25 protein-coding genes and 1 riboswitch are annotated in these 24,550 nt (G+C 70.3%); of the genes, 9 read left to right on the top strand and 16 right to left on the bottom strand.

What is annotated here, in order from left to right; all coding sequences use genetic code 11:
• Positions 1 to 15: 15 nt before the first annotated feature.
• The 7 genes from ACFY10_RS26910 to ACFY10_RS26880 all read left to right on the top strand — a co-directional run bounded on the left by ACFY10_RS26910 (position 16) and on the right by ACFY10_RS26880 (position 6,726).
• Positions 16 to 534, top strand: a complete 519-nt coding sequence (locus tag ACFY10_RS26910; protein ID WP_266961142.1) for an Lrp/AsnC family transcriptional regulator — start codon at positions 16 to 18, stop codon at positions 532 to 534.
• 2 nt (positions 535 to 536) lie between these two features.
• Complete coding sequence (locus ACFY10_RS26905; RefSeq protein ID WP_390667763.1) at positions 537 to 1,901, top strand: aspartate aminotransferase family protein; 1,365 nt, start codon at positions 537 to 539, stop codon at positions 1,899 to 1,901.
• A 192-nt stretch (positions 1,902 to 2,093) separates the two neighbouring features.
• Positions 2,094 to 2,834, top strand: a complete 741-nt coding sequence (locus ACFY10_RS26900) for an ABC transporter ATP-binding protein (protein ID WP_390667762.1) — start codon at positions 2,094 to 2,096, stop codon at positions 2,832 to 2,834.
• Entirely contained in the window at positions 2,816 to 4,210 is a 1,395-nt protein-coding gene (locus ACFY10_RS26895) for a hypothetical protein (RefSeq protein ID WP_390667761.1), read from the top strand. Before ACFY10_RS26900 ends, ACFY10_RS26895 begins: the two co-directional genes overlap by 19 nt.
• Before the next feature lie 96 nt (positions 4,211 to 4,306).
• Positions 4,307 to 4,714: a VOC family protein gene (locus ACFY10_RS26890; RefSeq protein ID WP_390667882.1), complete on the top strand. Its 408-nt coding sequence runs from the start codon at positions 4,307 to 4,309 to the stop codon at positions 4,712 to 4,714.
• A gap of 38 nt (positions 4,715 to 4,752) precedes the next feature.
• Complete coding sequence (locus ACFY10_RS26885) at positions 4,753 to 5,874, top strand: LOG family protein (protein WP_390667760.1); 1,122 nt, start codon at positions 4,753 to 4,755, stop codon at positions 5,872 to 5,874.
• A 162-nt stretch (positions 5,875 to 6,036) separates the two neighbouring features.
• Entirely contained in the window at positions 6,037 to 6,726 is a 690-nt protein-coding gene (locus ACFY10_RS26880) for an LAETG motif-containing sortase-dependent surface protein (RefSeq protein WP_390667759.1), read from the top strand.
• Positions 6,727 to 6,789: 63 nt separating this feature from the next.
• On the opposite strand, the gene ACFY10_RS26875 is transcribed toward ACFY10_RS26880, so the two are convergent.
• The 5 genes from ACFY10_RS26875 to rlmN form a co-directional block, all read right to left on the bottom strand.
• Complete coding sequence (locus ACFY10_RS26875) at positions 6,790 to 7,587, bottom strand: maleylpyruvate isomerase family mycothiol-dependent enzyme (RefSeq protein ID WP_390667758.1); 798 nt, start codon at positions 7,585 to 7,587, stop codon at positions 6,790 to 6,792.
• 25 nt (positions 7,588 to 7,612) lie between these two features.
• Positions 7,613 to 8,632, bottom strand: coding sequence for an ABC transporter ATP-binding protein (locus ACFY10_RS26870; RefSeq protein ID WP_390667757.1), 1,020 nt, complete (start codon positions 8,630 to 8,632; stop codon positions 7,613 to 7,615).
• Positions 8,633 to 10,234 carry an ABC transporter permease gene (locus ACFY10_RS26865; RefSeq protein ID WP_390667756.1) on the bottom strand — a complete coding sequence of 534 codons (1,602 nt, stop codon included), beginning with the start codon at positions 10,232 to 10,234 and terminating at the stop codon, positions 8,633 to 8,635.
• A 44-nt stretch (positions 10,235 to 10,278) separates the two neighbouring features.
• Positions 10,279 to 11,358: a thiamine ABC transporter substrate binding subunit gene (locus ACFY10_RS26860; protein WP_390667755.1), complete on the bottom strand. Its 1,080-nt coding sequence runs from the start codon at positions 11,356 to 11,358 to the stop codon at positions 10,279 to 10,281.
• A gap of 87 nt (positions 11,359 to 11,445) precedes the next feature.
• A riboswitch (TPP riboswitch) is annotated at positions 11,446 to 11,553 on the bottom strand.
• 25 nt (positions 11,554 to 11,578) lie between these two features.
• Positions 11,579 to 12,685, bottom strand: coding sequence for a 23S rRNA (adenine(2503)-C(2))-methyltransferase RlmN (rlmN, locus tag ACFY10_RS26855; RefSeq protein WP_390667754.1), 1,107 nt, complete (start codon positions 12,683 to 12,685; stop codon positions 11,579 to 11,581).
• Between the two features lie 176 nt (positions 12,686 to 12,861).
• On the opposite strand from rlmN, the gene ACFY10_RS26850 reads away from it, so the two are divergent.
• Positions 12,862 to 13,278, top strand: coding sequence for a hypothetical protein (locus ACFY10_RS26850; protein ID WP_390667753.1), 417 nt, complete (start codon positions 12,862 to 12,864; stop codon positions 13,276 to 13,278).
• Positions 13,279 to 13,282: 4 nt separating this feature from the next.
• Here ACFY10_RS26850 and ACFY10_RS26845 read toward each other — a convergent pair whose 3' ends face one another.
• The 6 genes from ACFY10_RS26845 to rpsB form a co-directional block, all read right to left on the bottom strand.
• On the bottom strand, positions 13,283 to 13,732 hold the full coding sequence (locus tag ACFY10_RS26845; RefSeq protein WP_390667752.1) for an SRPBCC family protein: 450 nt from the start codon (positions 13,730 to 13,732) through the stop codon (positions 13,283 to 13,285).
• Positions 13,733 to 13,868: 136 nt separating this feature from the next.
• A complete protein-coding gene (locus tag ACFY10_RS26840) occupies positions 13,869 to 15,005 on the bottom strand; it encodes a phosphatidate cytidylyltransferase (protein WP_390667751.1) in 1,137 nt (378 codons plus the stop codon).
• Positions 15,005 to 15,562 carry a ribosome recycling factor gene (gene frr, locus ACFY10_RS26835; RefSeq protein WP_030943211.1) on the bottom strand — a complete coding sequence of 186 codons (558 nt, stop codon included), beginning with the start codon at positions 15,560 to 15,562 and terminating at the stop codon, positions 15,005 to 15,007. The genes ACFY10_RS26840 and frr overlap by 1 nt, the downstream gene beginning before the upstream one ends.
• Before the next feature lie 147 nt (positions 15,563 to 15,709).
• Complete coding sequence (gene pyrH / locus ACFY10_RS26830; protein WP_390667750.1) at positions 15,710 to 16,471, bottom strand: UMP kinase; 762 nt, start codon at positions 16,469 to 16,471, stop codon at positions 15,710 to 15,712.
• Positions 16,472 to 16,669: 198 nt separating this feature from the next.
• Complete coding sequence (gene tsf, locus ACFY10_RS26825) at positions 16,670 to 17,506, bottom strand: translation elongation factor Ts (RefSeq protein ID WP_275776634.1); 837 nt, start codon at positions 17,504 to 17,506, stop codon at positions 16,670 to 16,672.
• A gap of 158 nt (positions 17,507 to 17,664) precedes the next feature.
• Positions 17,665 to 18,585: a 30S ribosomal protein S2 gene (rpsB, locus tag ACFY10_RS26820; RefSeq protein WP_390667749.1), complete on the bottom strand. Its 921-nt coding sequence runs from the start codon at positions 18,583 to 18,585 to the stop codon at positions 17,665 to 17,667.
• A 270-nt stretch (positions 18,586 to 18,855) separates the two neighbouring features.
• On the opposite strand from rpsB, the gene ACFY10_RS26815 reads away from it, so the two are divergent.
• Positions 18,856 to 19,428, top strand: coding sequence for a M23 family metallopeptidase (locus ACFY10_RS26815; protein WP_390667748.1), 573 nt, complete (start codon positions 18,856 to 18,858; stop codon positions 19,426 to 19,428).
• 185 nt (positions 19,429 to 19,613) lie between these two features.
• Here the strand turns inward: ACFY10_RS26815 and ACFY10_RS26810 are convergent, their stop codons facing one another.
• The 5 genes from ACFY10_RS26810 to ACFY10_RS26790 form a co-directional block, all read right to left on the bottom strand.
• On the bottom strand, positions 19,614 to 20,171 hold the full coding sequence (locus ACFY10_RS26810; RefSeq protein ID WP_390667747.1) for a TetR/AcrR family transcriptional regulator: 558 nt from the start codon (positions 20,169 to 20,171) through the stop codon (positions 19,614 to 19,616).
• A 74-nt stretch (positions 20,172 to 20,245) separates the two neighbouring features.
• A complete protein-coding gene (gene whiG / locus ACFY10_RS26805; RefSeq protein WP_390667746.1) occupies positions 20,246 to 21,088 on the bottom strand; it encodes an RNA polymerase sigma factor WhiG in 843 nt (280 codons plus the stop codon).
• Positions 21,089 to 21,359: 271 nt separating this feature from the next.
• Complete coding sequence (dprA, locus tag ACFY10_RS26800) at positions 21,360 to 22,520, bottom strand: DNA-processing protein DprA (RefSeq protein WP_390667745.1); 1,161 nt, start codon at positions 22,518 to 22,520, stop codon at positions 21,360 to 21,362.
• Positions 22,517 to 24,142 (bottom strand): YifB family Mg chelatase-like AAA ATPase, encoded by a 1,626-nt coding sequence (locus ACFY10_RS26795; protein WP_390667744.1) that lies wholly within the window; start codon positions 24,140 to 24,142, stop codon positions 22,517 to 22,519. The genes dprA and ACFY10_RS26795 overlap by 4 nt, the downstream gene beginning before the upstream one ends.
• Complete coding sequence (locus ACFY10_RS26790) at positions 24,142 to 24,546, bottom strand: YraN family protein (RefSeq protein ID WP_390667743.1); 405 nt, start codon at positions 24,544 to 24,546, stop codon at positions 24,142 to 24,144. Before ACFY10_RS26790 ends, ACFY10_RS26795 begins: the two co-directional genes overlap by 1 nt.
• Between the last annotated feature and the right edge of the window lie 4 nt (positions 24,547 to 24,550).

The raw sequence follows: 24,550 nt of genomic DNA, 5'->3' as shown, positions 1-24,550 counted from the left end.
AACGGTCGAGACGTCGTGCACAGTGAGGTCGTGGCCAGTCGAAGCGCAGAGCAAAGGGACTCGTCCCGCGAGTCCAGGAACGGCACTCCCCATCTGGATGCCGTCTCCCTCGCCATCATCGAACAGCTCCAGGAGGACGGCCGCCGGCCGTACGCCGCCATCGGCAAGGCCGTCGGCCTGTCCGAGGCGGCCGTGCGCCAGCGCGTCCAGAAGCTGCTCGACCAGGGCGTGATGCAGATCGTCGCCGTCACGGACCCGCTCACCGTGGGCTTCCGCCGGCAGGCGATGGTCGGTGTCAACGTCGAGGGCGACGTGGAGAAGATCGCCGAAGCGCTGACGGACATGTCGGAAGTCGAGTACGTGGTGATGACCGCGGGCTCGTTCGACATCCTCGCCGAGATCGTCTGCGAGGACGACGACCACCTGCTGGACGTCATCAACAAACGCATCCGGGCGCTGCCCGGCGTGCGCTCCACCGAGAGCTTCGTCTATCTGAAGCTCAAGAAGCAGACCTACATGTGGGGAACCCGATAACCGTGAGCCAGAAGGACCTCAGCAAGACCGCGTACGACCACCTGTGGATGCACTTCACCCGCATGTCCTCGTACGAGAACTCCCCCGTCCCGACGATCGTGCGCGGCGAGGGCACCTACATCTACGACGACAAGGGCAAGCGCTACCTCGACGGTCTCGCGGGTCTGTTCGTGGTCCAGGCCGGTCACGGCCGCACCGAACTCGCCGAGACCGCCTTCAAGCAGGCGCAGGAGCTGGCGTTCTTCCCGGTGTGGTCCTACGCCCACCCGAAGGCCGTGGAGCTGGCCGAGCGCCTCGCCGACGAGGCCCCGGGCGACCTGAACAAGGTCTTCTTCACCACGGGCGGCGGCGAGGCCGTCGAGACCGCCTGGAAGCTCGCCAAGCAGTACTTCAAGCTGGTGGGCAAGCCCACCAAGTACAAGGTCATCTCCCGCGCGGTCGCCTACCACGGCACCCCGCAGGGCGCTCTGTCGATCACCGGTCTCCCGGCGCTGAAGGCCCCCTTCGAGCCCCTCGTCCCCGGTGCCCACAAGGTCCCGAACACCAACATCTACCGCGCCCCGATCCACGGCGACGACCCGGAGGCCTTCGGCCGCTGGGCCGCCGACCAGATCGAGCAGCAGATCCTCTTCGAGGGCCCGGACACGGTCGCCGCGGTCTTCCTGGAGCCGGTGCAGAACGCCGGTGGCTGCTTCCCGCCCCCGCCCGGTTACTTCCAGCGGGTGCGCGAGATCTGCGACCAGTACGACGTGCTGCTGGTGTCGGACGAGGTCATCTGCGCCTTCGGCCGCCTCGGCACGACGTTCGCCTGCGACAAGTTCGGCTACGTCCCGGACATGATCACCTGCGCCAAGGGCATGACCTCGGGCTACTCCCCGATCGGCGCCTGCATCGTCTCGGACCGCCTGGCCGAGCCGTTCTACAAGGGCGACAACACCTTCCTGCACGGCTACACCTTCGGCGGTCACCCGGTCTCCGCGGCGGTCGGCCTCGCCAACCTCGACCTGTTCGAGCGCGAGGGCCTGAACCAGCACGTGCTCGACAACGAGGGCGCGTTCCTCTCGACCCTGCAGAAGCTGCACGACCTGCCGATCGTCGGCGACGTCCGCGGCAACGGCTTCTTCTACGGCATCGAGCTGGTGAAGGACAAGCACACCAAGGAGTCCTTCAACGACGAGGAGACCGAGCGCGTCCTGTACGGCTTCCTCTCCAAGGCCCTGTTCGACAACGGCCTGTACTGCCGTGCCGACGACCGCGGCGACCCGGTGATCCAGCTCGCCCCGCCGCTGATCTCCAACCAGGAGACCTTCGACGAGATCGAGCAGATCCTGCGCGCCACACTGACGGAGGCGTGGACGAAGCTCTAGCCCGCGGCGGTTCAGCCGTTTATACGGCCCGGGGTGCACCCGTACGAGTGAGAAGGGTGCACCCCGGGCCGCGTGCTGTCCGGGGTCGCGCCCCCGGCTCCTTAGCGTGCCTGGTAACCGATCGGCCCTGTCCTCGTTCCCCCGCACGGGGGATCGGCACGGGAACAACGGATCTGAACGAGGTGTACGCGGATGGTGGACCCGCCGGACAACGATGTGCTCTGGGCACGCTCACTGCACTTCGAGCACAGTGACGGCTCGCCCGCGCTCAGCGGCGTCTCGTTCGGGGTCCGGGAGGGCGAGATCCTCGCCGTCAGCGGCCCCCGGGGCAGCGGCAAGACGACGCTGCTGCGCTGTCTGTCCGGTCTGGTGACGGTCCAGCGCGGCGAGGTCTGGTTCAACAGCGTGCCGGTCCACACCATGGCCCCGCACGCCCGGGAGCGCCTGCGCCGCGACCGTTTCGGCTGGATCGACCCGGCCCCCGTGCTCGTACCCGAGCTGAACGCCCTGGAGAACGCCGCCCTCCCGCTGATGCTCCGCGGCACCAGCCGCGAGCGCGCCAGAGCGGCCGCCCTGGAGTGGCTCGTGCGCCTCGACGTCGGCGACCGGTCCCGTCGGCGCCCGCACGAGATGAAGCAGGCCGAGCGGCAGCGCGTGACGATCGCCAGGGCCCTCGCCCAGGCCCCCACCGTCCTCTTCGCGGACGAGCCCACAGCCCCCCTGCACCGCGCCGACCGCGCCCATGTCCTGCGCACGCTCACCACGGCGGCCCGTTCGCACGGCATCACGGTCGTCGTGGCCACCCACGACGCGGAGACCGCGGCCATCGCCGACCGCACGCTGTCGCTGCTGGACGGCCGGTGCGTGAACACGGTCCACCTGCCCCCGGTGGCCGAGACGGAAGGCCGGGCCGCGTGCTCGCTCTCCGTCTGACCCGCGGCGCCCACCCGGCCGTGCAGCTGCGCCGCCTCCTGGTGGCGGTGGCCTCGGCCGGCACGGGCTTCCTCCTCCTGTGCACCCTCGGCTACGCGATGAGCCATGCGGAGAACCCCGGCGGCTCGGCCCTCCGTCTCGCCTGGTGCCTGACCCCGCTGGCCGCCACCGTCCACTTCGCGGTGGCGGTGGCCCGCACCGACCCGGCCACGAAACCCCGCACCGGCCTCTCGGCCTTCGGCCTGGGCCCGGTCCGCCTGATGACGATCTCGGCCATGACGACGGCCCTGTCCTGCACGCTGGGTGCGCTGCTGGCCCTCCTGCTCTTCCTCCACCTCCGCGGCGACCTCACGGGCATCCCCTTCGACGGCGCGGCCTCGGAATTCCTGGCCGCGAACCAGCCGTTGCCCGTCCCGGCGGCCCTGACCCTGCTGGCGCTGGTCCCGGCGATCGCGTCGCTGACGGTGGCGCTGGTCCTGCTCCCCCGGGACGCGAGGCCGGTCGCGGCACGGGTGGTGCGGCAGAGCTACGGCCGCTTCGGGGCGTACGGCCGGACGGTGGCACAGGAGACCTTCGGGGCGTACGGCCGCTTCGGCGCACGTCTGCGGAGCGCTCCGCGCCAGCCTGACGCGGCCCCTGACGCCGCACCGCCGCCCGCGGCCCCTGCCACCGAACAGCCGACCGCGGACGCACCCGCCCCTCCGACGCCGACGCCGACGCGGGAGGCTGCCGCACCCGCACCCGACCCGGCCCAGCCGCCGGCGCCCGGCAGCATCCCTGTGGGCCTCCCCTGGGGCGTCGCCGTACTCACCGCGGGCCTGGCCGTGCAGGCCTACGCCACCCGCGCGTCGGCCGCCCCCGCTCCCGCCCTCCCCGGCGGCCTCGCCATCGGCGCCCCCGCGGTCCTCATCGGCTGGATCCTCACCACGGTCGGCCTCGCCGTCGCCGGCCCGGGCCTGACCCATCTGTGCGGCCGCCTCCTCCAGGCGGCGCGCCCCGGCGCCCTCCGGCTCCTGGCCGGCCGCGTCCTCATGGAGGAGGCCACCCGCATCGGCCGCCCCCTCGGCATCGTCTGCGCGGTCGCCTCCGGCACCTACGCCATGGCCGCGCTGTACGACACGAACGCCCCCGTCTTCGGGCCCCTCACCACCCTCGGCACGCTCCTCGTGGCCGGCTGCACCGTCGCCACCTTGCTCACCGCGGCCCTGGAGGCCAAGCACGCCCGGGCCGACACCACGGCCGCCCTGCTGCGCCTCGGCGCCCCCGCCACGATGCTGCGCAGTGCCGCCGCCCTGCGGGCGGGCGCGCTGCTCGCCCTGTTCGGCCCGCTGACCCTGATCGTGGCGGAGCTGGCGGCCCTGCCGCCGGCCCGCTGAGAACTCCTGCGACCGGAATTCCCAGGCGCCGATGAGTTCCGCACGGGCCCCCGGTCTATCCCTGCGAAGGACACGCATCCGATGGGAGAGACCCGCATGTACCAGCAGATGATCTTCGTGAACCTGGCCACCAACGACGTCGACGCGTCGAAGAAGTTCTTCACCGAGCTCGGCTACACGATCAACCCGCAGTTCAGCACCGACGACTGCGCCTGTGTCGTGATCAGCGACACCATCATCACGATGCTGCTCAGCAAGAAGCGGTACGCCGACTTCACGAAGAAGGAGATCGCGGACTCGACGAAGACCAGCGAGGTGGCGATCTGTCTGAGCTCCGAGAGCCGCGAGAAGGTCGACGAGCTGGTGCAGAAGGCGGTCGCGGCCGGCGGCACGGCGAACGACGACGTCCAGGACCAGGGCTTCATGTACGGCCGTTCCTTCGACGACCTCGACGGCCACACCTGGGAGATCGTGTGGATGGACCCGGCGGCGGTCCAGGGCTGACCGACAGCTTCGGCGAACGGCGTGCCTAGCATGGGCCCGTGCAGACGAGCCCGGCCCATGCGGCCCACCACGACGACCGCGAGATCGAGACGCTCGAGGAGTTCGACGCGACCGTCTCGGCCCGCGGCACCCTCGCCGGACACCGCGTACAGGCCGTCGATCTGATGGACCGTACAAGGGAGTTGCTCACCACCGACACCGCCGAGGCGGTCTTCCTGGGCTGCCCGATGCGGGAGGACGCGGCGGCGAAGGTCCGTGCCGACGGGGCCCTGGTCCTCCCGCCTGTCCCGTATCTGCCCTTCGACCCGTACCGCGGGCACCTGTACACGCCCGACGAGCTCTTCGCCTCGCTGGAGAAGGGGTACGAGCAGACGCCGGACGCCCTCGCCTACGCCTGGTTCCAGCGCACCAGGGCCGACGGCGACATATTCGCCTCGATGCTGCGCGCCGTCCATGACGACTCCATCTCCGACGCCCTCGACGAACTCCTGCGCGGCGCACGGGTGGTGGGCGTGATGGGCGGCCACGCGATGGCGCGCGGGACGGCGGCGTACGCCGGAGCGGCGCGCCTGGGCCGCGAGCTGAGCCGCGGCGGGTTCACCGTGGCGACCGGCGGCGGTCCGGGCGCCATGGAGGCAGCGAACCTGGGCGCCTACGCTGCGCCGTACGACGACGACATGCTGGACGAGGCCTGCCAACTCCTCGCGAAGTCACCGTCGTTCACCCTCTCGATCACCGAGTGGGCACGGGCCGCCTTCGAGGTGCGCACCCGCTGGCCGAAGGGCAACCACTCCATCGGCATCCCCACCTGGTTCTACGGCCACGAGCCGCCGAACCCCTTCGCCTCGCACATCGCCAAGTACTTCGCCAACGCCACCCGCGAGGACGGCCTGCTGGCCCGCTCGAACGCTGGTGTGGTTTTCCTGCCGGGCGCCGCCGGCACCGTACAGGAGATCTTCGACAACGCGACGCCCAACTACTACGAGTCGCGCGGCGAGCCGACGCCCATGGTGCTCGTCGACCGCGCGCACTGGACGGAGCGGCTGCCGACCTGGCCCCTCTTGCAGTCACTCGCCCGGGAACGCTCGATGGAGTCCCGTATCGCCCTCGTTGACCGGATCGAGGAGGCTCCGGAGGCGCTGAAACGTCTCGGCGGTTAATAAGAGTGCAAAGCCAACGGCCCAGGCCCGCCTGCGCATTGACACTCCTTATCGAACGCTTATAAACCTTTGAGTCTCCTGGGGAGTGTGAGGCTTCGCCTCCACAGTCGCTTCACGCCCCTCGTCAACCCCCCGCAGTTGCGCATCCCGTGAAGGGCAAACGTGTCCATAACTCGCCGTACCGCACGTCGTTCCGTGCAGATCCTGGGCGTCGCCGCCGCATCCTCCGCGCTCGCGCTGAGCGCCGCGGGCAGCGCACTCGCCTGCAACATCAGTGAGTTCTCCGCCGAAGCCAAGTGCGACGGCAGCAAGGGCGTCATCACCGTCACCGACCAGGACGCCTCCGGCACCCCGGCGACCATCACCGTGTTCCTCGAGAACAACGGCGCCGACGCGAAGCAGGTCGGCGAGCAGGACGTCACCGGTTCCCGCGAGGGTGTCACCGTCACCTTCAACGAGGACTGGTCGGCGAACGCCGAGTACCGCGTCCACGTCACGGCCGGGAAGGACAAGGACCACCCGATCGTCGACAAGGACATCACGCCGAACCTGACGACCCCCTCCGAGGGCTGCTCGAAGGGCGAGTCGACCCCGCCTGCGACCCCGTCGCCGTCGGAGTCCGCCTCGACCCCGGCCGAGGAGTCCCCGACCCCGTCCGCCTCGGAGAGCAGCTCCGCCCCGGCGGGCAGCTCGAGCAACGCGCCGTCCCCGGCGGCCGGTGACAACCTCGCCGAGACCGGTGCGAACTCCAACACCGGTCTGATCGCCGGTATCGCGGGCGCGCTGGTCGTGGTCGGCGGCGGCGCCGTCTTCTTCGGCATGCGCCGTCGTGGGGCGAACAGCGGCCGCTGACGCCTCTCGCAGAACACCGCTGCGGCCCGTCCCCCGTATCCCCGGGGGACGGGCCGCAGTCGTTCAGAAGCTCGCCCGCTCCAGCCAGAACTCCAGCAGCTCCCGGTCGCCGAGGACCTCCAACTCCGGGCTGTCCAGCGGGAGTCGGCCGTAGAAGGCGAGGAGGACATCGGTGAGGGGGCCGCGCAGGGCGACGTCCGCCTTCTCGTGACCGCGATGCCAGGAGACACCGTCCTCGGTGAGCTCGACGACCCACTCGGCGTTCAGCTCGGGAGCGGTGTCGGTGGCATGGAGATGGATGCTGCGACCGGGTCCGCGCAGCTCCCGCGAAGCCGCCTCTTCCGGCTCCGCCCGCTGGGACCATTCCACGATCTGCAGCCACTCGTCGATCGTGTCGGCGGCCACCTCGGGCGCGACCTCGTACGGCAGCCCGGCGGCCAGTGTGGCGTCCGCTCGATGGACGGTGATCTCGTGCGCCATACGTCGCGCCCAGAAGCCGGACGTGTGGATCTCGGACCAGGCCCACACCTTCGCGTCGGGCCCGGCCTCGCGCAGTGCGCCCACCGCCAGCTCCCCGGCCTCCGCCAGCCAGGCGTCGAGGGCTTCGGCGTTCCCCGGGGTCTCGGGGCCGTCGCCGCGCGGTATCTCCTCGTCGGGGACGTTCTCCTCGGCCCGTTTCCGCACCAGCGTCCCAGCCCAGCGCAGGGCGCCGCCCATGTGCAGGTTGAGCTGTTCCAGGGTCCAGTCCGGACAGGTCGGGACGGTCGCGGACAGATCGGCGCCGCTCGTCACCACCGCCCTCAGCTGTTCGACCTGGTGGGCGATCTCGTCGCAGTAGCGATCATGTGCAAGTAGCGTCATGCCGCTCACACTACGGTCGGTCACCTCAGCCGAGCACCACGATTTCGGCGGCGTCGAACTCCACCCCGACCGCCTCCCCGACCTCCGGCGCCTCCCGCAGCGCCACCGCCGCCTCGAGTCGCGGCGCCCCTTCCGGCTGCACCTGTACGGCGACATGGGTGCCCTTGAAGGTGCGTGCGGCCACCGTGCAGCGCAGGCCCTCGTCGGCGGGGACGAGCCGGACACCGGCGGGCCGCACGAGCAGGGTGTGCGTCCCCTGCGGGGCGTCCTGGGGCACCGGCAGCTTGCCCCAGGGGGTGTCCGCGGCCTCCCCGCTCACCATCCCCTCGACCACGTTGTCGAAGCCGAGGAACCGGGCCACGAACTCGTCCGCGGGGCGCTGCCACACCTCGAGGGGCGTACCGGACTGGGCGATCCGCCCGTCCCGCATCACCACGACCCGGTCGGCGAGCGCGAAGGCCTCGCCCTGGTCGTGCGTCACGGCGAGGACCGTGGTGCCCAGCTGCCCGAAGAGTTCCCTCAGTTCGACGACCAGCCGCTCCCGCAGCGAGCGGTCGAGCTGGCCGAGCGGCTCGTCCAGCATCAGCAGCCGCGGCCGGGGCGCGAGCGCGCGGGCCAGCGCGACGCGCTGCTGCTCACCGCCGGAGAGCGAGGCGACGGCCCGGCGTGCGGCACCCGGCAGCCCGACGAGGTCGAGCAACTCCCGTACGCGCTCGTCCTGTTGAGGGCGCCGGGCGCCGTGCATCCGCAGCCCGAAGGCGACGTTCCTGCCCACGTCCCGCTGCGGGAACAGCTGATGGTCCTGGAACATCAGGCCCACCCCCCGCCTGTGCGCGGGCACCCCCGCCTGGTCGTGTCCGTCGAGCAACACCCGCCCGCCGTCCAGGGGTTGCAGTCCGGCCACCGCCCGCAGCAGCGTCGACTTGCCGCTGCCGCTGGGCCCGAGCACGCACACGATCTCGTGCTCGGCGACCTCGAGGCCGACGGCGTCGAGCACGGCCCGCCCGCCGAACCGCACGGTCGCGTCCTCCAGGCTCAGCAGCATCTAGAACTCCCCGCTCCGGTCGGTGCGCAGCCGCTCGAGCACCAGCAGCGCCACCGCGCACACCACCATCAGAATCGTCGAAAGGGCCATCGCCTGCCCGTAGTTGAGGTCGCCCGGCCGGCCGAGCAGCCGCGCCACGGCGACGGGCAGCGTCGGATTGTCGGGCCGCGCGATGAACACGGTCGCCCCGAACTCCCCGAGCGACACCGCGAACGCGAACCCGGCCGCCACCAGCAGCGCCCGCCGCACCATCGGCAGATCGACCTCCCGCCACACCCGCCACGGCGACGCCCCGAGCACGGCCGCCGCCTCCCGCAGCCGCGCGTCCACGGCCCGCAGCACCGGCAGCATGGTCCGTACGACGAAGGGGGCGCCCACCAGCGCCTGCGCGAGCGGCACCAGGATCCACGAACTCCGCAGATCCAGCGGCGGCTTGTCCAGCGCGATCAGGAACCCGAAGCCGACCGTCACCGCGGAGACGCCCAGCGGCAGCATCAGCAGCGCGTCGAAGCCGCGGACCAGCCGGCCCGCGTCCCGGCGCGCGAGCGCCGCGGCGGCCAGACCGCCGATCACCACGGCGATGGCGGTCGCGGCGAGGGCGTACTGGAGCGAGTTGCCGATCGCCTGGATCGGCGGCACGAGGAAGGTCCCGCCGTCGTCGTGCGTCAGCGCGCGGTAGTAGCCGAACCCGGAGGCGCCGAGGGACCGCTGCACCAGCACCGCCAGCGGCAGCACCAGCAGAACGGCGATGGTGCCGAGAACCCCGGCCAGCAGCGTCCACTGCCCGGCCCCGCGCGGCCGGCTCGCCGTGACGCTCGCGTCCACCAGCCGCAGGGCGGTCTCCCGCCGCCGTACCGTCCAGGCGTGCACGGCGAGGATCGCGCCGACGGCCACGAACTGGATGATCGTGAGCACGGCAGCGGTGGACAGGTCGAAGATCTCCGAGGTCTGCCGGTAGATTTCGACCTCGAGGGTGGAGAAGGTCGGGCCGCCGAGGATCTGCACCACGCCGAAGGAGGTGAAGGTGAAGAGAAAGACCATCAGCGCGGCGGCGGCCACCGCGGGCGCGAGAGCCGGCAGCGTCACCTTCCGCCAGGCCGCCCATCGCGACGCGCCCAGCATCCGCGCCGCCTCCTCCTGACGCGGGTCGAGCTGCCCCCACAGGCCGCCGACGGTCCGTACGACGACGGCGTAGTTGAAGAAGACGTGCGCCAGCAGGATGGCCCAGACGGTGGTGTCCAGCCGCACGCCCCACAGCTCGTCGAGCAGTCCCCCACGTCCGACCAGCGCCAGGAACGCCGTACCGACGACGACCGTCGGCAGCACGAAGGGGACGGTGACGACGGCCCGCAGCAGCTGCTTGCCCGGGAAGTCGAGGCGCGCGAAGACGTACGCGCCCGGGAGCGCGATCAGCAGCGTGAGCGCGGTGGAAGCGAGCGCCTGCCAGGTGGTGAACCACAGGACGTGCCGGATGTCGGACTGCGTGACGACGTCCGCGATCCGCCCGAACTGCCACTTCCCGTCGGCCTTGAGCCCGCGCGCCACGATCGCGGCGACGGGCCAGGCGAAGAACACCGCGAAGAACACGACGGGCACGGCCATGAGCCCGAGCCGCGCCGCGCTCCCCTGCCGCGTCCCCCGCGCGTCTACTTCAGTACGAGTGACGTCCACGACTTGACCCACTGGTCACGGTTGGCGGCGATCCTGGTCGGGGCCATGGTCTCGGGGTCCTTGGCCGGCTGCCCGTACTTCACGAACTCCGGGGGCACCTGAGCGCCCTCGCGCACCGGGTAGACGAACATGTTCAGCGGCATGTCCTCCTGGAACTCCTTGGTGACCAGGAAGTCGAGGAAGGCCTTGCCGCCCTTGCTGTTCTTGGCGTTGCTGAGCAGTCCCGCGTACTCGATCTGCCGGAAGCAGGTGCCGTACGACGTCCCGGTCAGCGCCGTCTTGGGCTTCGGGTCGCCGTAGATGACCTCGGCGGGCGGCGAGGAGGCGTAGGAGACGACGAGCGGCCGGTCGCCCTTGGCCTTCTTCCCCCCTGCCGATCCGGAGAACTCCTCGTTGTAGGCCTGCTCCCAGCCGTCGACGACCTTCACGCCGTTCGCCTTGAGCTTCTTCCAGTAGCCCTGCCAGCCGGCGTCGCCGTACTTGGCGGCGGTGCCGAGCAGGAAGCCGAGGCCGGGCGAGGATGTGGAGGCGTTCTCGGTGACGAGGAGGTTCTTGTATTCGGGCTTGACCAGGTCGTCGAAGGAGGCGGGCGGGGTCAGCCTGTGCTTGCTGAAGTACGCCTTGTCGTAGTTGACGCAGATGTCGCCGGAATCGATCGGCGTGACCCGGTGCCTGGCCTGGTCGACCCGGTACTGCGCCTGGATCCGGTCTGCGCCCTTCGGCTCGTACGACTGGAAGAGCCCGTTGTCGAGCGCCCGCGAGAGCAGGGTGTTGTCGACGCCGAAGAAGACGTCGCCCTGCGGGTTGTCCTTGGTGAGGATGGCCTTGTTGACGGCCTGCCCCGCGTCGCCGTCCTTGAGGACGCGGACCTTGTAGCCGGACTGCTTCTCGAAGTCGGCGAGGACCTTCTTCGAGACGGCCCACGAGTCGTGGCTGACGAGAGTGATGTTCTTGGAGCCGCCGGAGCCCTCGCTGCCGGACGACGACGAACCGCAGGCGGACAACGAGATGAGACCGAGGCCGACCGCGGCGGCCACGAACGTCTTGGTGTGCACTGAATTCCTCCTGGCTGACCAGGAAGAGACGCGGCCCTGCCCGGGACCGCCGGAGAATTCCACCGGCTCCCGGGCAGGGCGCAACAGCTTGAGTGAAGACCGAACTTCCTACCCAGAATGACCTGGGCAAGGTTCAGAGGGTCTGCGGCCCGGTTGCCGCACTCTCAGCGCTGTGGCGCTCCCCTGTCGGAATATGAAGATGTGTACGTACGGGCTCAGATTACCGCTCGGTGGCCGCGAGCTGACCGCAGGCCCCGTCGATCTCCTGACCTCGGGTGTCCCGGACGGTGACCGGTACCCCGTGCGCCGCGATGGCCTCGACGAAGGCCTTCTCGTCCTCGGGCCGGGACGCCGTCCACTTCGAGCCGGGGGTCGGGTTCAGCGGGATGAGGTTGACGTGCACGGGCTTGCCGCGCAGCAGCCGCCCGAGTCGGTCACCGCGCCAGGCCTGGTCATTGATGTCGCGAATCAGCGCGTACTCGATCGACAACCGCCGCCCGCTCTTCTCGACGTACTCGAACCCCGCGTCGAGGACCTCGCGCACCTTCCACCGCGTGTTGACGGGGACGAGGGTGTCACGCAGCTCGTCGTCCGGCGCATGCAGCGAGATGGCGAGCCGGCACTTGAACCCCTCGTCGGCGAACCGGTGGATGGCGGGGACCAGTCCGACGGTCGACACGGTGATGCCGCGCTGCGAGAGCCCGAGCCCGTCGGGAGCGGGGTCGGTGAGCGCCCGGATGGCCCCGACCACACGCTTGTAGTTGGCGAGCGGCTCGCCCATCCCCATGAAGACGATGTTGGAGAGCCGCGCAGGCCCGCCGGGAACCTCCCCGTCCCGAAGCGCCCGCATCCCGTCCACGATCTGATGGACGATCTCGGCGGCGGACAGATTCCGGTCCAGCCCCGCCTGCCCGGTGGCGCAGAAGGGACAGTTCATCCCGCACCCTGCCTGCGAGCTGATGCACATGGTCACCCGGTCCGGGTAGCGCATCAGCACCGACTCGACGAGCGTCCCGTCGAACAGCCGCCACAGCGTCTTGCGGGTGGTGCCCTGGTCGGTCGACAGATGCCGTACGACCGTCATCAGGTCGGGAAGCAGCGCCTCCTGCAACTTGCCGCGCGAACCGGCCGGGATGTCCGTCCACTCCGCCGGGTCGTGCGCGTACCGCGCGAAGTAGTGCTGCGAGAGCTGCTTGGCGCGAAACGGCTTCTCGCCGATCTCGGCCACCGCTTCCTTGCGCTCGGCGGGCGTGAGGTCGGCAAGGTGCCGCGGCGGCTTCTTGGCTCCGCGGGGGGCGACGAAAGTGAGTTCTCCGGGCTTAGGCATGGCTGTACCAGTGTCGCAGATCAACAGGAGTGACCTGGGGCCCGAGCCGGCCGGGGCCGTGGTGTCGTGGGCTCCACCCCGGATACGGGTGGAGGTTCCCTCGTGGCGGCGGGTGCGGCGCCGGGATCGTGGACGGCACAGAGCGTTGCCGGAGCCTTTCAGGAGGGGACCGTCCCATGGCCGCCAACCGTCGACACCGACGCCGTACCACCATCGTCGCCACCGCCGTGACAGCCGTCGCGCTGACCGTCGGGCTCGTCACCGGCTGCCGCCCCGACGACGTCGACAAGTCGCTGGACTGCGTGCGGAGCTACGACACGATCGCCGACAGCCTGAAGGCGATCCACGATGCCGGGCGGGACGCGGCAAGCGACCCCTCCCGGACCGACACGTCCATCGACACCATCGAGAAGAACCTCGACAAGATCAAGGACAAGAACAGGAAGGCCGGCGACGGCAAGGCCGACAAGGCCGTGGACGACCTGAACCAGGCCGTCGCCGACTACAACAAGGCCGTCCTGAACGGGGAGAACCCGGACTCCGGCAGGATCGACAGGGCGGCCGACGAGCTGAAGGACGTCTGCAGCTCGTAAGAGGCTAGGCGGTGGTGTGCTCCAGCTTGTCCTTGAGCAGCTGCTCGTTGCGCGGCATCTCCTTGCGCACCTGGGGGCGGACGACGAGAGGCAGCAGGACCCTGCCGATGCCGTGTCCCTCGAAGTCGAGGTCCATCGTCACGTGGGTACGGCGGCCGTCGTCGATGGGCGTGATCTCGCCGTGGAAGTTGCCCCTGACAGGGCCGTCGATCCCGCGCACGGTCCAGGAGCGCTGCGGTTCGTACTGGGTGCACTCCATGGTCATCGGAATGTCGCGGCGGCCCACGTGCCGGGTGACCCGGACCTTGGATCCGAGTCCGAAGGGGCGGTCGTCGAGCTGTTCGGTGGCGACCGCGCTCAGCTGCCACTCCGGCAGGTGGGAGGGATCGATCATGTACGCCCAGACATCCTCGGGACGGCGGTCCACGTCGAACTCTTCATGGATGGTGGACATGGCGCCTCCTCTTCGGGAGATCCCCTTTGAGGGCTTACACCGGAATCGTCCCACTCGGCCGACCGGTGCGCCATCGTCCGAAACGCGTGGAGCTCCCGCCCTCGGAAGGGCGGGAGCTCCACGCGTCACGGGCCGGTCAGCCGGCCCCCACGAACAGCACCATGAGCAGCCACACCACGGGAGCCGTGGGCAGCAGCGAGTCCAGGCGGTCCATGATCCCGCCATGACCCGGCAGCAGCGTGCCCATGTCCTTGATGCCCAGGTCCCGCTTGATCATCGACTCGCCGAGGTCTCCCAGCGTGGCGCTGGCCGCGACCGCGAAGCCGAGGAGCAGGCCCTGCCACCAGGAGCCGTCGTCGATCAGGAACTGCATGCACAACGCGCCCGCCACCATCGCGAACGTGACCGCGCCGAGCAGGCCCTCCCGGGTCTTGCCGGGGCTGATGCGCGGGGCCAGCTTGTGCTTGCCGAAGCGCCAGCCGACGGCGTACGCGCCCGTGTCGCTGACCACCGTGAGCAGCAGGAAGGTCAGCACCCGCCACGGACCGTCCTCGGCCGTCAGCATCATCGCCACGAACGTCGCCAGGAAGGGGACGTAGAAGGCCGCGAAGACGCCGGCCGTGACGTCCTTGAGGTAGCCCTCCGGTGACTCCGTCATGCGCCATACGAGGACGGCGAGCGCCGTGAGTGCCATGGCGACCCACGCGCCCTCGGCGCCCCGGACGTAACCGGCGACGACCATCCCGGCGCCGCCGAGTGCCAGCGGGACCAGAGGCGCATTGATGCCCTTGCGCTCCTGGAGCCGGCTGGTCAGCTCCCACAGACCGACCACGACGGCGACCGCGATCACACCGACGAAGACGGCCTTGACGACGAACAACGACGCAATGATCACCACACCGAGCGCGACACCGACCCCTATGGCCGCGCCCAGGTCGCGGCCCGCGCTCTTCTTCTGCGGGCGGGGCGCCGGCTGGGGGGCGTCGGGCATGGGCTCCGGATTCTGCTGCGCCGCTGCGTAGGGCGGCGACTGCGGCGGTTCGTCGCGGAACAAGGGGCCGCTCAGCCGAGCGGCCCCCCGGTCGTCATCCTGGTCACCGCCGTACGCGGGTACCTCGGGCACGATGGGCATGGGGCGAGTCTGCTGCGCCTGAGGCGCATCGTACGCGGGACCCGCCGGGGCAGCCCCCTGGACAGGCCCCTGCTCGTTGGGCCCCCAGTACCCGGTCTGTGACCCGGTGTGTGGCGGCGCTCCCCAGGAAGAGTCGTTCATCAGACCTCGAGCAGCTCCGCTTCCTTGTGCTTCAGGAGCTCGTCCACCTGGGCCACGTACTTGTGGGTGGAGTCGTCGAGCTCCTTCTCGGCGCGGCGGCCCTCGTCCTCGCCGACCTCGCCGTCCTTGATCAGCTTGTCGATGGCGTCCTTGGCCTTGCGGCGCACGGAGCGGATGGAGACCCGGGCGTCCTCGGCCTTGCCCTTGGCGACCTTGATGTAGTCGCGGCGGCGCTCCTCGGTGAGCTCCGGGAACACCACCCGGATGATGTTGCCGTCGTTGCTCGGGTTGACGCCCAGGTCGGAGTCGCGGATCGCCTGCTCGATGTTGCGCAGCGCCGTCTTGTCGAACGGGGTCACTACCGCCATGCGCGGCTCCGGCACGGAGAACGAAGCCAGCTGGTTGATCGGCGTCGGCGCGCCGTAGTAGTCGGCCACGATCTTGTTGAACATCGCCGGGTGCGCACGACCGGTGCGGATCGCGGCGAAGTCCTCCTTGGCGACCACGACGGCCTTCTCCATCTTCTCCTCGGCCTCGAGGAGGGTCTCTTCGATCACCACTTGCTCCTGCGTGTCTTGAGTAGGCCCGGCTGCTGTTCCATTTGCGTGGGGGCGGCGGCCGGCTGCGTCGCGTCTTCTTCCTGCACGGTTCCCGACCGGCAGGACATTGTCCATCCCCCGGTCAGGGTCCGTCGGTGTTGCCTGTCAGCCCTGGCTGCCCTGCTCACCCACAAGCGTGCCGATCTTCTCACCCTTGACGGCGCGGGCGATATTGCCCTCCGCCAGAAGCTCGAAGACGAGGATCGGCAGCTTGTTGTCACGGCACAGCGTGACGGCGGTGGCGTCGGCGACCTTGAGGTCACGGGTGATGACCTCGCCGTAGCCGAGGGAGTCGAACTTGACGGCGTCCGGGTTGGTCTTCGGGTCGGAGTCGTAGACCCCGTCCACGCCGTTCTTGCCCATCAGCAGCGCCTCTGCGTCGATCTCCAGGGCGCGCTGCGCGGCGGTGGTGTCGGTGGAGAAGTACGGCATGCCCATACCAGCACCGAAGATGACCACGCGGCCCTTCTCCAGGTGCCGCACGGCGCGCAGCGGGATGTACGGCTCGGCGACCTGGCCCATGGTGATGGCGGTCTGCACCCGGCTGTCGATGCCCTCCTTCTCCAGGAAGTCCTGGAGGGCGAGGCAGTTCATCACGGTGCCGAGCATGCCCATGTAGTCGGAGCGGGCCCGGTCCATGCCGCGCTGCTGGAGCTCGGCGCCGCGGAAGAAGTTGCCGCCGCCGATGACGACCGCGACCTGAGCCCCGTCGCGCACGACGGCCGCGATCTCGCGGGCGATCTTGTGCACCACATCGGGGTCCACACCCAGGCCCCCGCCGCCGGAGAAGGCCTCACCGGACAGCTTCAGCAGAAACCGGCCGCGTACTTTGCCGTCGTCGCTCTTCTGGGGCTTGGTGGTGGTCATGGAGATCCCGCCTCTTTCACGTGTTGCACATACGAAGAAGGCCATTGCCGCTGGGGTGGCTTTTCGCATCCCATGCTCGGCAATGGCCTCCTCGTCAGATCTGCTGTCCGTCTCGCACGCGTGCGAGACGGCATACGCCCGGCACGCTGACGACTGCACTCGACCCTATCGGTCTCGCGCGCCGATCGCGGTACGGACTCAGATGCCGACCTTGATGCGCGTGAAGCGCTTCAGGGTGACACCGGCCTCGTCCAGGACCTTCTGGACCGACTTCTTGTTGTCGAGCGCGTACGGCTGACCGAGCAGCGTGGCGTCCTTGAAGAAGCCGTTGAGGCGACCCTCGACGATCTTCGGCAGGGCGGCCTCGGGCTTGCCCTCGGCGCGGGTGGTCTCCTCGGCGACGCGGCGCTCGGACTCGACGACCTCGGCCGGCACGTCCTCCTTGGAGAGGTACTTCGGCGCGAAGGCGGCGATGTGCTGGGCGACACCCTTGGCGATCTCGGCGTTGGGCTTGTCCAGCTCGACGAGGACACCGATCTGCGGGGGCAGGTCGGGCATCGTGCGGTGCATGTACGCGGTCACGAAGCCGTCGGCGTACTGCGCGAAGCGGTCCAGGACGATCTTCTCGCCGAGGTTGGCGTTGGCCTCGTCCACGAACGCCTGGACGGTCTTGCCAGCCTCGATCTCGGAGGCGAGCAGGGCCTCGAGGTCGGCCGGGGAGGTCTTGGCGACGTGCTCGGCGATCGCGGTGGCGACGGCCTGGAACCTGTCACCCTTGGCGACGAAGTCCGTCTCGCACTTCAGCTCGACGAGGACGCCGGAGGAGTTGTCGTCGGCGATGATCGAGACCACGGCGCCGTTCTCGGCGGAGCGGCCCTCGCGCTTGGCGACGCCCTTCTGGCCCTTGATACGGAGCGCCTCGACGGCCTTCTCGACGTTGCCCTCGGCCTCGTCCAGCGCCTTCTTGCAGTCCATCATGCCGGCGCCGGTGAGCTCACGAAGCTTCTTGACGTCGGCGGCGGTGTAGTTCGCCATGAGTCTGTGAATCTTTCTCGAAGTCTGGAAGATCGAAGATCTACGGGGTCTACGGCCCCCATGTAGTCGGGGGCCGCTGACTCTCCGCCGACCTACGGGTGAACGGCGGGAGCGGATGAGATGTCACCGCTCCCGCCGTCAACTCTGACGCTGACGGGTCAGGCCTGCTCGGCGTCCGCGGCCGGAGCCTCGGCGGCGGGAGCCTCAGCCGCGGGGGCCTCAGCCGCGGGGGCCTCGGCGGCCGGAGCCTCAGCAGCGGCCTCGGCCGGCTTCTCGGCCTCGGCGGCGGGAGCCTCGTCGGCCTTCTTCTCGCCCTCGAGCAGGTCGCGCTCCCACTCGGCCAGCGGCTCGCCCGCGGCCTTCTCGCCCTTGTCGCCGGTGGCGACGCGGGAGCGGGAGATGAGGCCCTCGGCGACCGCGTCCGCGATCACACGGGTGAGCAGGGTGACGGAGCGGATCGCGTCGTCGTTGCCCGGGATCTTGTAGTCGACCTCGTCGGGGTCGCAGTTGGTGTCGAGGATGGCGACGACCGGAATGTTGAGCTTCCGGGCCTCACCGACCGCGATGTGCTCCTTCTTGGTGTCCACGATCCAGACGGCGCTGGGCACCTTCTGCATCTCGCGGATACCACCGAGGGTCTTCTCCAGCTTGGCCTTCTCGCGCGAGAGCACGAGAAGCTCCTTCTTGGTCAGACCCGAGGCCGCGACGTCCTCGAAGTCGATCTGCTCGAGCTCCTTGAGGCGCTGCAGACGCTTGTAGACGGTGGAGAAGTTGGTGAGCATGCCGCCCAGCCAGCGCTGGTTGACGTAGGGCATGCCGACGCGGGTGGCCTGCTCCGCGATGGCCTCCTGCGCCTGCTTCTTCGTGCCGACGAACATGACCGTGCCGCCGTGGGCGACGGTCTCCTTGACGAACTCGTAGGCGCGGTCGATGTACGACAGCGACTGGAGCAGGTCGATGATGTAGATGCCGTTGCGCTCCGTGAAGATGAAGCGCTTCATCTTCGGGTTCCAACGACGGGTCTGGTGACCGAAGTGGACGCCGCTTTCCAGCAGCTCCCGCATCGTGACGACGGCCATGGCCGTTCTCCTTGAGTTTCTCGGTTGTACCGCGGGTGCCGGTGGGCACTCGCGCCTGACGCCCACATGCGCCGTGCCACAAAGGACCGAGGGGCGCTGACACCGGCTTTTGACCACCTGATGTCGGGGCGTGCGAAGTCGACCCGGTGACCCGGATCGCCAGAAGAAGTGTACGGGACCCGCGAGGCACCGGGTGACGCCGCTGTCCACAACCGGGGAGTAGTCCACAGATCCCGGCCATGATCGGCGGTGGCGCGGGAGGGTTCTCGCATGCGAGCGAGGCGATACGTGCAGATGACGTGGGCGGCACTGCTGGGACTGACGTTGACCGTCGTGGCCCCCTGGGCGTGGGCGGACGACCCGCCGCCGGCACCGACACCGAGCCCACCGGTCCCTGCCGTCGGCCGCGCCTGGCCCGTGGGCACACACCCCGATGTCCTACGTGGCTGGGAACCCCCGGCAACGGTCTACGGCCGCGGCCACCGGGGCGTGGACCTGGCAGCCCCCGCCGGAACACCCGTAAGAGCGGTCGCAGCCGGCCGCGTGTCCTTCGCGGGCCGGGTGGCAGGCCGGGGCGTGGTGTCCGTGAAGCTGACGGACACGGACCTGCGAACGACGTACGAGCCGGTGAAGGCGTCGGTGAAGAAGGGGGACGAGGTGGAGGCGGGCGAGGTGGTGGGGATGGTGGAACCGACGGGCGGGCACTGCACGGTCACGTGCGTGCACTGGGGCTTGCTGAGGGGCAAGACCTACCTTGACCCACTGTCACTGCTACCGCCGTGGCTGCTGCACAGGGGTCCGTCGAGGCTGTTGCCGGTACTCGGGGTACCGCTGCCCTCATAGCCGCCGTAGCTGGGGTCAGCCGGGCAGCCGCCGTAGCTGGGGTCAGCCGGGCAGCCGCCGTAGCTGCAGGCAGCGCACAGTCGCCGTAGCTGCGGGCAGTCGTGCCGCTGGGGCGGCACGGGTGGGCGCAGCGGCACCCGGCCAGCGCCGGTAGCGACCCACCCCCACAGCAACCCCCACCGACCTCAGCCGCGCACACCCCGCAAAGCCATAGCCACAGCAGCCTCAGTAATCGCCGAGGGATCCTCAGCCGCCCCCAGCTCAATCCGCCGCACAGCCGCATCCACAACACCCTGCAACAACATCGCAGCCAACCGCGGCTCCGAATGCCCCATCTCCCCCAACGCCTCGACGATCATCGCGACAAGCCCCCCATGCGCAGCCCGGATCTTCTCCCGGGCCCCCGCATCCAGCTCACTCGCGGAAATCGCCACAACAGCCCGATGCCGCCGGTCCCCGACCAGCACCAGCTGCTGCCGCACATACGCCTCGACCTTGCCCTCGGCCGACCCCGCCCGCTGCATCGCCGCCGAGACCTCCGCGGCCCACACGGGAAAGTCGACCTCGCACAACTCCTCGACGACGGCCGCCCGGGACCGGAAGTACTCGTACACGGACGACCGCGCAAGCCCCGTCCGCTCGGCGAGGGCCGGAAAGGTCAGCGCCTCCGTCCCACCCTCGGACAGCAAAGACCGAGCCGCGTCCAGCAGGGCGGCTCGCTGCATCGACCGGTGTTCGGCCACGGAGGCCGCTCGAATCCTTGGCACGTCAACCACTTTACGGACGCGCCACCCCCGACGGGAGTGAGTCGGGCAGCTCAGCGTCCGAAGCTCGCCAGCTTCGCCCGCAGCTGCAGCACCGACTTGGTGTGGATCTGACTCACCCGGCTCTCGGTCACGCCGAGTACGTTCCCGATCTCGGCGAGCGTGAGCCCCTCGTAGTAGTACAGCGTGACGACGGTCTTCTCCCGCTCGGGCAGGGTGTTGATCGCCCGGGCCAGGAACCGCCTGAGCTCCCGGTCCTCGGCCACCTCCACGGGGTTGTCGGCGGCGGTGTCCTCCAGCGTGTCCATCAGACTGAGCCGGTCGCCGCCCTCACCCCCCACATGCAGCAGCTCTTCCAGGGCCACCACGTTGGCCAGCGACAACTGGCTGAAGACCGCGTGGAGTTCATCGACGGGGATGCCCATCTCGACGGCCACCTCACCCTCCGACGGTGTCCGCCGCAGGCGCGCCTCCAGGGTCGCGTACGCCCGCTCCACGTTCCGCGCCTTCTGCCGCACCGACCGCGGAATCCAGTCCAGCGCCCTGAGCTCGTCGATCATCGCGCCCCGGATCCGGGTGATCGCGTAGGTCTCGAACTTGATCTCCCGGTCGATGTCGAACTTCTCGATCGCGTCGATGAGCCCGAAGACGCCGGAGGAGACGAAATCGGCCTGCTCGACGTTCGGCGGCAGACCGACGCTCACCCGTCCCGCCACGTACTTCACCAGTGGCGAGTAGTGCAGGATCAGCTGCTCCCGCAGCCGCTCGTCCCCCGTGTCCTTGTACGACCGCCACAGCTCGTCGAGCGTCGAGGGAGCGGGCGGCCGCACGCTGCCACCGTCGCGGGCGGCTGGGGGGATCGCCGCCCGGTCGGACCCGGAGGTGTGCTGGGGCATTCGTCGCCTTGTGCCGTTCTGCCGTGAAGTGGGGGTGCCTGGGTGAGCTGTCGGTCTGATGTCGAGATGCCGGTCTGTGCCGGAATCCTCGTGAGCGTAGCGTGACTGAAGTGTCGCGGTGCGCGAAGGGCGGCGCGGATCGGGTGCGCAGATACGTTCCGCAGGCCGCCCCACGGAGTCATGGCGATTGCTGTGCGTGACCGCCGGGCGAGGCCAACTGCGGGTATTTCCACAGGTGTCAGGCTTCCCCCGGACGGCCGAACACGCTCGGTCAGCATCGACCGCGACCCCCGCGGACGGAGATCATCGCCTGGCGTGTCAACTTCCAGCCGTCGCCGTGTCGTTCGACGTAACCGAGTGATCGGAGTTCGTACAGTCTCGCGATCGCGTCGTCCTTCGTGGTCTGCGCACCCCGCGCGATGACGCCGGGCGGCGCCGCCCCACGACCCGGCAGTGCGGCCAGGACGCGCCGGGCGCCGGGCTCCAGCAGATCGCGGGGCAGCACGGGTCCGCGCCGGTCCGGGGCCAGCTCGCCCATGTCGCCGACCAGCTCGACGACTTCCGCGGCGTCGGTGACGAGCACGGCGCCACCGCGCAGGAGCTCGTGCACTCCCGCGGAGAGACCGCTGGTGGCCGGCCCGGGCACCCCCATCGTGTGGCGCCCCAGCCGCTGCGCCGCCCGCGCCGTGACCAGCGAGCCGCTGCGGTGGGCGGCCTCGACGACCACGGTGCCCCTGGTCAGGGCAGCGATCACGCGGTTGCGGACAATGAATCTGCTCGGCGTCGGGTGATCACCGGGCGGCAATTCCCCGACCACCAGTCCCTGTTCCGCGATCCTGCTGATCAACTCGGTGTGTCCCCGCGGGTAGGCCCGGTCGACCCCACAGGCCAGCACCGCGACGGTGGCGCCCCCGGCGCCGAGTGCGCCCCTGTGTGCGGCCCCGTCGACCCCGTAGGCACCGCCGGACACGACCACCCACCCGTGCTCGGCGAGCCCGGCGCCGAGCGTGGCCGCCATGTGCGCCCCGTACTCGGTGCACGCCCGAGCCCCGACGACGGCGACGGATCTGAGCGCCCACATCCGCAGACCGGCCCGCCCCCGCACCCACAGCCCCACCGGCCGCGCGTCCCCCAGGTCGTCGAGCTGCCCCGGCCAGTCGCCGTCCCCGGGCGCCACGAACCGCATCCCGGCCTCCTCGGCGACGGCGAGATCCCGCTCGGGCTCGGCCTGCCCCGCCCGGTCCAGCAGCCCGGCCCACCGCTTGTCGGTCACCCCGACGAGCTGCGGCCCGCCGTCGCGCAGCCGTCGCGCCACTTCCACCGCCCCGAGCTCCCGCAGCCACCGCCCGCCGGCCTCGTCCCCCGGTTCGAGAACCCGGCTGAGAAAGACACGGGCGAGCAACTCCTCGGCCGGATCGTCACTGATGCTCATGTCAACGCCCCGATGGCCATGGGCACGCCGCGCGGCACACCGGTACGCAGTTGCAGCGCCAGGGCGACGTCCGTCGCGTCGGGCCGGTCGTGACCCACGAGGTCTGCGACGGTCCAGGCGACACGCAGGACGCGGTCGAGCCCGCGGGCGGTCAGCACGCCTCGCTCCAGATTCCGTTCCGCCTCGTCCATCGCGCCGGTCGCGGCGTGCCAGCGGCTGCGCAGCTCCCGCCCGGGGACTTCGCTGTTGGTCCGCCACGGCGTGCCCACGAGCCGTGCCGCCGCGCGCTCCCTGGCCGCCCGTACCCGGTCGGCGACCGTAGTGGTCGACTCGCCCCGGGCGCCGCGCTGGGTCAGCTGGGCGCGGGTGACCCGGTCGACCTCGACGCGCAGATCGACCCGGTCGAGCAGCGGGCCCGACAGCCGCGCCTGGTAGCGGCGGATCGCCGAGGGCGGGCACTCGCAGAAGTCGTCCATCTGCGAGAAGCGGCCGCAGGGGCAGGGGTTGGCCGCAAGCACCATCTGAAACCTCGCCGGGAACCGCACGACTCCCGCACTGCGCGCGATCACGACGTGCCCTGACTCCAGGGGCTGCCGCAGCGCGTCAAGGGCATGGCTGCTGAACTCCGGAGTTTCGTCGAGAAAAAGAATTCCCCGATGAGACAGCGACACCGCGCCGGGCCGCGCGACGCCGGGACCACCGCCGACGAGCGCCTGCATGGTGGCCGAATGGTGCGGGGCGCAGTAGGGAGCGACGTCGATCAGGGGTTTACCCGGGGGCAGCAGGCCCGCCACCGAGTGCACCGCTGTGACCTCCAGCGACTCCTGCCGGCTGAGCAGGGGGAGGATCGCGGGCATGCGCTCCGCGAGCATCGTCTTCCCGGCACCGGGCGGGCCCTCCAGGAACAGGTGATGGCCGCCCGCCGCGGCGACCTCCACCGCGGTCCGCGCCGAGATCTGGCCCACCACGTCGGCGAGATCATGGGCCTGATCGTGCTGCGCGGCGGCCAGGCTGTGCATCCCCGTGGCCGCGCCCGTGCCGGGCACCCGCAGACCGGCGAGCAGCGGATCCGGACGACCCTGCTCATCCGGTTCCTCGTCGGGTACGGGCTCGTCCGCCAGGACGGCGATCAGCTGGCGCAGGCTGCGCACACCCAGGACGGACACGCCAGGCACCAGCGAGGCCTCGGCGGCCGCGCACTCGGGCACGACCACCTGCTCGTAGCCGGCGTCCGCCGCCGCCAGCACCGCCGGCAGGATGCCCCGGACGGGCCGGACCCGGCCGTCCAGGCCCAGTTCCCCGATCATCACGATGTCGGCGAGCACCCGCGGATCGATCCGCTCGCAAGCCCCGAGCACGGCGCAGGCGACGGCCAGATCGAAGCCGCTGCCGGCCTTCGGTACCGATGCCGGGCTGAGCCCCACCGTCAGCTTCTTCTGCGGCCACTCGCCGCCCGAGTTGACTACAGCCGCCCGCACCCGGTCCCGGCTCTCGCTCAGGCTCTTGTCCGGCAGCCCCACCAGCGTGAACGCTGCCACCCCCGGCTCCAGATCCGCCTGGACCTCGACCACCACACCCTCGACGCCGACGAGCGCCACCGAGCACGTACGCGCGAACCCCATCAGGCCACCCCCCGCGCGTGCTCGACCACGGGGGCGCCGCGGTCGGGGAGCAGGACGCCCACCAGGTCGATACGGACGCCGCCCGGCGGGGCCCCTCCGTGTTCCTGCGCCCAGCGTTCCGCCAGACCGCGCAGGCGTTCCGCTTTCGTCGGCGTGACCGCGGCCATCGGGTGCTGGAAGGAGCCCGCCCTGCGGGTCTTCACCTCGCAGACCACCAGGACGTCCCCGTCCCGGGCCACGATGTCGATCTCCCCCGTCCTGCCGCAGCGCCAGTTCCGCTCCAGGACCGTCATACCGGCGTCCGCCAGCCGCCTGGCGGCCAGATCCTCGCCGTACCTGCCCAGCGCACTGCGTTGTGCGTTGCGTGTACTCATGTCGGCACCACCTCCGGCGCCAACCGTCACGCAT

This window comes from Streptomyces sp. NPDC001401 (assembly GCF_042895385.1).
Taxonomy (GTDB): Bacteria; Actinomycetota; Actinomycetes; order Streptomycetales; family Streptomycetaceae; genus Streptomyces.
Note: the sequence above shows the minus strand (reverse complement) of the source record. Positions and strands in the feature narration are given on the sequence as shown.